Origin of the sequence: Micrococcus sp. (assembly GCF_030523875.1) — a bacterium.
Lineage (GTDB): Bacteria > Actinomycetota > Actinomycetes > Actinomycetales > Micrococcaceae > Micrococcus.
On the sequence record NZ_JAUNHR010000104.1, the window covers coordinates 1 to 6,225 of the forward strand.

A 6,225-nucleotide genomic window follows, 5' to 3' on the forward strand; every position below is an offset into this window, starting at 1 on the left:
GTCCCTGACGCCGTCCGCCCTCAGGGACGGGCGGCCCGCCAGGCCACGGTGACGTAGGACAACGTGATCGCGTCCTGCGTCCCGTGGCCGAGGTGCTCGTGCAGGTACCAGTCGAGGTTCGCGGCCATCCGGGCGCGGATCCGTTCCTCCGAGCGCAGCCAGTAGGCCCGGGAGGCCATGAGCGCGTGGAGCCCGGCCGGCGTCGTGGTGTCCTCCCACGTCCAGGCGGCGTGCTCCTCCACCCCGAACGGCGCGGCGAGCCGGCGGCGCTCGGGGTGGGCGGCGTGCACGTCCCCGGCGTGCATGATCCGGGTCAGCCGGTGCACCCACGGCACGGTCACGTCCAGCTGGTTCCACACCGCGGCCAGCCGCCCGCCCGGGCGCAGCACCCGCGCGGCCTCCGCCGACGCGCGCTCCGGGTCCATCCAGTGCCAGGCCTGGGCCGCCACCACGACGTCGGCACTCCCCTCCGGCAGGCCGGTGGCCTCCCCCGTGCCGTCCACGGCGCGGACCCGCCCGGCGGATCCGGCCGCGACCGCGCGGTCCAGGACCGCTCGCATGGGCGCTGAGGGCTCCACCGCCGTCACGGAGCGGACCAGGTCCACGGGCCGGGCCGCGAGCAGACGCGTGAACAGGCCCGTGCCCGCGCCGGTCTCCACCACGTCGAGGCCGCGGTCGGCCCCCTCGGCACCGGCTCCCTCCAGCACCCAGTCCACACACGCGGCCGGGTAGGAGGGTCGGACGGCGTCGTAGTGCTCCCCCGCCGCCGCCCCGCCGAGGCCGAACGCGTTCGGCGCGGTGCGGTCCGGGCGGGCGGTGCGCCGCGGCAGGTTCGGGGTCGGCCGGGCAGGACCGGTGTCAGGCACGACCGGGCGGCTGCGGGGCCGCGTCGAGGATCTCGCGGGCCCGGTCGACGTCCTGGTGCATCTGCGCCACGAGCTTCTCCACGCCCTCGTAGGCCACCATGCCGCGCAGCCGCGCCACGAACTCGACGTCGATCCGCTGACCGTAGAGGTCGAAGTCCTCCACGCGCTCGTCGGGCCGGTCGATCACGTGGGCCTCCACCACGCGGGACACGCCCTCGAACGTGGGGTTCGAGCCGATCGAGACCGCCGCGGGCCAGGCCGTCCCCCGCGCGTCGTGCACCCAGCCGGCGTAGACCCCGTCCGCCGGGATCATGCCCTCCGCGTCCGCCTGGAGGTTCGCCGTGGGGAAGCCCAGCTCGCGGCCGCGGGCGAACCCGTGGACCACCTCGCCGGACACCACGTGGTTGCGGCCCAGCACCCGCGCCGCCTGGGCGACGTCCCCGTCGGCCAGCAGGCGGCGGATCCAGGTGGAGGAGCAGCGCCGCTCGCCGCCCCGGCCGTCCGGGACGGGCAGGTCCTCCACGGCGGAGACCCGGAAGCCGTGCTCCCGGCCGAGGCGGACCATCTCCTCGAAGTCGCCGGCGTTGTCCCTGCCGAACCGGACGTCCCGGCCCACCACCACGGCGCACGCGTGCAGGCCGTGGACGAACATGCTGCGCACGAACTCCTCCGGGGTCTGGGCCGCGAAGTCCAGCGTGTAGTGCTGCAGGAACAGCGCGTCGAGCCCGGTCTCCGCGAGGAACACGGCCCGCTGCTCGGGGCTGAGGATCTCCTCGTGGGGCTCCTCGGGGCGGTGCACCACGCGGGGGTGCGGGGTGAACGTCACCGCCACGGACAGGGCGTCCTCGCTGCGGGCCAGCTCCACGACGCGCTTGAGCACGGCGCGGTGGCCGCGGTGCACGCCGTCGAAGTTGCCCAGGGCCACCACCGTGCGGGGCAGGTCCGTGGGGACCTCGGCCATCGAGTTCCAGACCTGCATTCAGCGCTCCTCACGGGACGCGCGGGCGTCCGCTCGATCCGGGCGGTGGGCCAGCAGCCAGGCCAGGCCCACCACCGGGAGCACGAGCGGCACGTAGCCGTAGCCCGCGCCGAAGCGCGACCACACGGTCTCGTCCGCGAAGAGCCCGGGCTCCAGCACCGTCCACAGGCCCACGCCCACGACGCCGGCCAGCTCGACGAGCACGGCGCCCAGCGCGACCGTCCAGGCGCGGGGGCCCGAGCGGGCCAGGGACAGCGTGGCCACGATGTACACGAGCGCCGCGAACGCGGAGAGCAGGTACGCCACGGGTGCCACGTCGAACTGACTGAGGATCTGGAAGAGGCTGCGGGCGAACGCGGAGAGCGCGAACACGGCGTAGACCATCACGAGGATGCGCCCGAGCCCCTGGTTGCGCGCGGGGGCGGCCGGCGTCGCCGTCGTCCTGGATGCCATCGCGGGCTCCTCTCCGTCCTGCCGGGGTGACCGGCTCACCACTGTCCGTACCAGATGACCTGCATGCGGTGGAGCATGACCACCACCGTGGGGCCGACCACCGCCAGCACGAGGTTGGACCACCGGGTCCTGTCCGAGGCCGCCCACAGCACCGCGATCACCGGCACGATCAGGGCGGTCACCACGTAGCCCCAGAACTCCCAGCCGGGCCCGTTGAGGGTGTCCCCGCCGAGCTGGCGGAACGCCCCCACCACACCGTAGACGAGCAGGAACAGCTCCACCGCCGCCACGGAGACGATCGAGGCGTCCGCCGGATGCGTGCGCAGCGCCGTCATGGCCAGGCACACGAGCAGGGACAGGGTCCCCACGGCCAGGCCGGCCCAGAACCAGGCGTCGAGGATCACGACGCGCCCCCCTTCCCCTCGCCCTCCGAGGGCGCGAACACCAGGTGCGGGCGGGCCATGTCCCGGCCCGCCCGGCGGCCGTCCTGCAGCAGGGCCACCACGGTGCCGTCCGGGGCGCGTCCGGCCACCAGGTCCGCGGGCGCCCTCCCCGACGACGCCGGGGCGTCCTCGCCTGAGGACGCGGCGCTCGTCGGGGCGATCGCGCGGCCGAAGGAGAGCTCCCGGGCCTCGTGGGCCGTGAGGTCGCGGACGGGGAACAGCCCCGCCGCGGCGTCGGAGAGCTCGGTCATGACGAACCGCTCCGCCAGCGCGTCCAGGTCCACGGCGTCGGCCACGTCGAACGGCCCCACGGCCGTGCGCCGCAGCGCCGTGAGGTGGCCGCCCGTGTCCAGGGCCTCGCCGAGGTCCCGGGCCAGCGCCCGGATGTACGTGCCGGAGGTGCAGCGGACGGTGACGTCCAGGTCCACGGTGCGTCCCCCGTCCAGCCGGCGGAGGTCCGCCACGTCGAAGGCGTGCACGGTGACCTCCCGGGGGGCCAGCTGCACGTCCTCGCCTGCGCGGACGCGGTCGTAGGCCCTCCGGCCGCCCACCTTGACGGCGGAGACCGCCGAGGGCACCTGGGAGATGGTGCCCGTCAGGGCGGCGACCTGCTCGGCCACCCGCTCGGGGGTGACGGCGTTGGCCAGCCGGGTGGCGATCACCTCGCCCTCCGCGTCGTCGGTGAGGGTGGACTGCCCGAGCCGGATGGTGGCCGTGTAGGTCTTGTCCGTGCCGGTGATGGCCGTCAGCAGGCGCGTGGCCTTGTTGACCCCCACCACCAGCAGGCCGGTGGCCATCGGGTCCAGGGTGCCGGCGTGGCCGACCTTGCGGGTGCCGGCCAGCCGGCGCACCCGCCCGACGACGTCGTGCGAGGTCCACCCGGCCGGCTTGTCGACGAGGACGACCCCCGACGCCTCGGTGCCCGGGGCGTCGGGGGTCGGTCCGTGTGCGGTGCGTGCGTTCACGTCAGCGGTGCCTCACGCCTGCTCGTCGTCGTCCGACGTGCGGTAGGGGTCGGCCTCGCCGGCGTACTGGGCGCCCTCGCGGGCGCGGGCCAGCTCGGCGTCGCGCTCCTTGGCGGCGCGCAGCACGTCCTCGAGGTGCGCGGCCGCCTCGGGGACGGTGTCCGGCACGAACTCGAGGGTCGGCACCAGGCGGATGGTGAGCCCGCGGCCCACCTCGCGGCGCAGCAGGCCGCGGTTCTCCTGGATGGCCTCGTGGGCGGCGGCCACGGTGGCCTCGTCCCCGAGGACGGTGTAGTACACGCTCGCGTGCTGCAGGTCGTTGGTCACGCGGACCTCCGTCACGGTGACGGGCTCCACGCGGTCGTCCTTCACGGCGCGCCGCAGCGCCTCCGCGATGAGGACCTTGATGCGCTGGGCCAGGCGGCCTGCGCGGGCCGGATCGGCCATGTCAGTCTCCTTCCGTGCCACGGTCCCGGGTCCGCGGGGCGGGGCGCCGTCTCCGGCGCCCCGCCCCGTCGTCGGACGATCAGACGCGCGGCTTCTCCTGCATCTCGAAGGTCTCGATCACGTCGCCCTCCTTGATGTCGTTGAAGTTGCCCAGGCCGATGCCGCACTCGTAGCCGTCGCGCACCTCGGTGGCGTCGTCCTTGAAGCGGCGCAGGGACTCGATCCTGAGGTTGTCGGCCACCACGCTGCCGTCGCGCACCAGGCGGGCCTGGGCGTTGCGGCGGATGAGGCCCGAGCGCACCAGCGAGCCGGCGATGGCGCCCCACTTGGAGGAGCGGAACACCTCGCGCACCTCGGCCGAGCCGAGCTCGACCTCCTCGTACTCCGGCTTGAGCATGCCCTTGAGGGCGTTCTCGATGTCGTCGATCGCGTCGTAGATGACGGAGTAGAACCGCATGTCCACGCCCTCGCGGTCGGCCAGGTCGGCGACCCGCTCGGCGGGGCGCACGTTGAAGCCGATGATGATGGCGTTGTCCACGGTGGCCAGGTTGACGTCGTTCTGCGTGATCGCGCCGACACCCCGGTGGATGACGCGCAGCTGCACCTCGTCCTCGCCGACCTCGATCTTGAGGAGCGAGTCCTCGAGCGCCTCCACCGGACCGGCGGCGTCGCCCTTGATGATGAGGTTGAGCGTGTCGAGCTTGCCCTCGGCCACGGCCTGGTCGAAGTCCTCGAGGGTGATGCGCTTGCGGCGCTTCGCGAGCTGCGCGTTGCGGTCGGCCGCTTCGCGCTTCTCTGCGATCTGACGGGCGGTGCGCTCGTCGTCGGTCACCAGGAAGGAGTCGCCGGCGCGCGGCACAGAGGACAGGCCCAGCACCTGGACGGGGCGCGACGGGTCGGCCTCCTCCACGGCGGCGCCGTTCTCGTCGAACATGGCGCGGACGCGGCCGTGGGCGGAGCCCACCACCATCGTGTCGCCCACGCGCAGGGTGCCGGTCTGCACCAGCACGGTGGCGACGGCGCCGCGGCCCTTGTCGAGGTGGGCCTCGATGGCCACGCCGCGGGCGTCCTTGTCCGGGTTGGCGGCCAGCTCGAGGGCCGCGTCCGCGGTCAGCAGGACCGCCTCCAGCAGCTTCTCGATGTTGATGCCGTTGCGGGCGGAGACGTCCACGAACATGGTCTCGCCGCCGTACTCCTCGGGCACGATGCCGTACTCGGTGAGCTGGCCGCGGATCTTGTCCGGCTGGGCGCCGTCCTTGTCGATCTTGTTGACCGCCACCACGATCGGCACGTCCGCCGACTGGGCGTGGTTCAGCGCCTCGACCGTCTGCGGCATGACGCCGTCGTCGGCCGCGACCACGAGGACCGCGATGTCCGTGACCTTCGCGCCGCGGGCACGCATGGCGGTGAACGCCTCGTGGCCCGGCGTGTCGATGAAGGTCAGGCGACGCTCCTCGCCCTCGTGCTCCACCGGCACCTGGTAGGCGCCGATGTGCTGGGTGATGCCGCCGGCCTCACCCTCGATCACGTTGGACTTGCGGATGGCGTCCAGCAGGCGGGTCTTGCCGTGGTCCACGTGGCCCATGACGGTGACCACCGCGGGGCGGGCGACGAGGTCGTCGGCGTCCTCGTTGGCCTCCTCGGCCTCGAGGTCGATGTCGAAGGCCTCCAGGAGCTCCTTGTCCTCGTCCTCGGGGGACACGACCTGGACCTTGTAGCCCAGCTCGTCGCCGAGCAGCTGGAAGGTGTCCTCGTCGAGGGACTGGTTGGCCGAGGCCATCTCGCCCAGGGTGAAGAGCACCTTCACGAGGTCCGCGACGTCCGCGCGGATCTTCTCGGCGAAGTCGGCCAGGGAGGCGCCGCGGCGCAGGCGCAGGATCGTGGTGCCGTCGCCCTTGGGGACCTTGACGCCGCCGATCTCACGCGTGTGCTGCTGCTCGAACTCCTGGCGCTTCGCGCGCTTGGACTTGCGCCCCTTGCGCGCGCCGCCGCCGCGGCCGAACGCGCCCTGCGCGTTGCCGCGACCGCGGTTCGGACCGCCGCCGGGACGGCCGGGGCCGCCGCCGGGGCCG

At 73.9% G+C, this 6,225-nt stretch carries 7 protein-coding genes; all 7 read right to left on the reverse strand.

From position 1 onward, the window contains the following. Nucleotides 1–20: 20 nt before the first annotated feature. Nucleotides 21–866: a class I SAM-dependent methyltransferase gene (locus tag Q4D18_RS10610; protein WP_303128192.1), complete on the reverse strand. Its 846-nt coding sequence runs from the start codon at nt 864–866 to the stop codon at nt 21–23. Beyond that, entirely contained in the window at nt 859–1,845 is a 987-nt protein-coding gene (locus Q4D18_RS10615) for a bifunctional riboflavin kinase/FAD synthetase (RefSeq protein WP_303128193.1), read from the reverse strand. Before Q4D18_RS10615 ends, Q4D18_RS10610 begins: the two co-directional genes overlap by 8 nt. Then, a complete protein-coding gene (locus Q4D18_RS10620; RefSeq protein WP_303128196.1) occupies nt 1,846–2,298 on the reverse strand; it encodes a hypothetical protein in 453 nt (150 codons plus the stop codon). 35 nt (nt 2,299–2,333) lie between these two features. Continuing rightward, nucleotides 2,334–2,702 (reverse strand): hypothetical protein, encoded by a 369-nt coding sequence (locus Q4D18_RS10625; RefSeq protein ID WP_303128197.1) that lies wholly within the window; start codon nt 2,700–2,702, stop codon nt 2,334–2,336. Continuing rightward, the gene (gene truB, locus Q4D18_RS10630; RefSeq protein ID WP_303128200.1) at nt 2,699–3,706 is read right to left on the reverse strand and encodes a tRNA pseudouridine(55) synthase TruB; all 1,008 of its coding nucleotides are present in this window, start codon (nt 3,704–3,706) and stop codon (nt 2,699–2,701) included. Before truB ends, Q4D18_RS10625 begins: the two co-directional genes overlap by 4 nt. A gap of 12 nt (nt 3,707–3,718) precedes the next feature. Continuing rightward, nucleotides 3,719–4,153, reverse strand: a complete 435-nt coding sequence (gene rbfA / locus Q4D18_RS10635; protein WP_303128202.1) for a 30S ribosome-binding factor RbfA — start codon at nt 4,151–4,153, stop codon at nt 3,719–3,721. Nucleotides 4,154–4,232: 79 nt separating this feature from the next. Further along, a partial coding sequence (gene infB, locus Q4D18_RS10640) for a translation initiation factor IF-2 (RefSeq protein WP_303128205.1) occupies nt 4,233–6,225 on the reverse strand: 1,993 nt, incomplete at its 5' end.